General features: G+C 66.4%; 2 protein-coding genes. Both read left to right on the forward strand.

Going from position 1 to position 2,147, the window contains the following annotated elements; translation table 11 throughout:
• Window positions 1–3: 3 nt before the first annotated feature.
• Window positions 4–1,482 (forward strand): transcription termination factor NusA, encoded by a 1,479-nt coding sequence (nusA, locus tag AC1D12_RS31620; protein ID WP_047512533.1) that lies wholly within the window; start codon window positions 4–6, stop codon window positions 1,480–1,482.
• A 70-nt stretch (window positions 1,483–1,552) separates the two neighbouring features.
• Window positions 1,553–2,147 (forward strand): translation initiation factor IF-2 associated domain-containing protein (locus AC1D12_RS31625; protein ID WP_477845135.1); only part of this gene is annotated, 595 nt, incomplete at its 3' end.

Raw genomic sequence — 2,147 nt, forward strand, 5'->3', positions numbered from 1 at the left:
ATAATGAATCGTGAACTCTTGATGCTGGTCGATGCCATCTCGCGCGAGAAGAGCGTGGATCGCGAAGTCGTGTTCGGCGCGGTCGAGGCTGCGCTGGCCTCTGCCAGCAAGAAGCTGCACGGCGGCGAGGTCGACATGCGCGTCACCGTCGACCGCGAGAGCGGTGAGTACGAGACCTTCCGCCGCTGGCACGTGGTCCCCAATGAGGCCGGCCTGCAGCTGCCCGACTCCGAGATCCTGCTGTTCGAGGCGCTCGAGCAGATCGACGACATCGAGGTCGACGACTACATCGAGGAGCCGGTCGAATCCGTGTCGATCGGCCGCATCGGCGCCCAGGCGGCCAAGCAGGTCATCCTGCAGAAGATCCGCGACGCCGAGCGCGAGCAGCTGCTCAACGATTTCCTGTCGCGCGGCGAGAAGATCTTCGTCGGCACCGTCAAGCGCCTGGACAAGGGCGACGTGATCGTCGAATCCGGCCGGGTCGAAGGGCGCCTGAAGCGCAGCGAGATGATCCCGAAGGAGAACCTGCGTTCCGGCGACCGCGTGCGTGCCTTCATCGCCGAGGTCGACGCGACCCTGCGCGGCCCGCAGATCGTGCTGTCGCGCAGCGCGCCCGGTTTCATGATCGAACTGTTCGCCCAGGAAGTGCCCGAGATCGAGCAGGGCCTGCTGGAGATCAAGTCCTGTGCCCGCGACCCCGGTTCGCGCGCCAAGATCGCCGTGATCTCGCACGACAAGCGGGTCGACCCGATCGGCACCTGCGTCGGCGTGCGCGGTTCGCGCGTCAACGCGGTCACCAATGAACTGGCCGGCGAACGCGTCGACATCGTGCTGTGGTCCGAGGACCCGGCGCAGTTCGTGATCGGCGCGCTGGCGCCGGCCAACGTGCAGTCGATCGTCGTCGATGAAGAGCGCCACGCGATGGATGTCGTCGTCGACGAGGAGAACCTCGCGATCGCGATCGGCCGCGGCGGCCAGAACGTGCGCCTGGCCTCCGAGATGACYGGCTGGCGCATCAACATCATGACGGCCGAGGAATCGCAGGCGAAGCAGAACGAGGAGTCCGACAGCGTTCGCAAGCTGTTCGTCGACAAGCTCGACGTCGACGCCGAAGTGGCCGACATCCTGATCGCCGAAGGCTTCAGCAGCCTGGAAGAAGTGGCCTACGTCCCGATGCAGGAAATGCTCGAGATCGAGGGCTTCGACGAAGACACCGTCAACGAGCTGCGCACGCGGGCCAAAGACGCTTTGCTGACGATGGAGATCGCCCGCGAAGAGAAAATGGAAGACGTGTCGCAGAACCTGCGCGATCTCGAGGGGCTTGATGCGGCCCTGATCCCGAAGCTGACCGAAAGCGGGATCAACACGCGCGACGACCTCGCCGACCTCGCGGTCGACGAACTGACCGAAATTGCCGGCATCGACGAAGACAAGGCCAAGGAACTGATCATGAAGGCACGCGAACATTGGTTCACGACCTGACATTGATCGACCTGATGCCCCAACGCCCGATCGAACGCCGCACTGCAAGTACCAAGCAAGGATATTCACAATGGCTGTGACCACCGTCGCCCAGTTGGCTGCCGAGCTCAATCGCCCGGCAGCCGCGCTGCTCGAGCAGCTCCAGTCGGCCGGCGTCGTCAAGGCGTCGAGCGACGACGCGCTGACCGAGTCCGACAAGGAGCGACTGCTTGATTACCTCCGCACGGCCCATGGCACGGGCGGGGGCGAGCGCAAGAAGATCACGCTGACCCGCAAGTCGACCAGCGAGATCAAGCAGGCCGATTCGAGCGGCAAGGCGCGCACGATCCAGGTCGAGGTGCGCAAGAAGCGCACCTTCGTCAAGCGCGACGAATCGGCCCCGTCCGAGGAGCCGGCAGCGCCGGTCGCCGACGACGCCGAACTGCAGCGCCGCGAGGTCGAGGCCCAGGCCCAGGCCGAGCTGCTGCGCCGCCAGGAAGAAGAGCTGGCCGAGAAGCGCCGCCAGCGCGAGGAACAGGAAGCCCGCGAGCGCGAGGCCGCCGAGGCCCGTGCGCGTGAAGCGGCCGAAGCCGCCGCGAAGGCCGCTGCCGAGGAAGCCGCGAAGRCCGCTGCCGCTGCAGCAGCTGCGGCCGCCGCGGCTGCCGCAGCGGCCCCGACGCCTGCCC

The organism is Rhizobacter sp. P1_G5 (assembly GCF_056405435.1).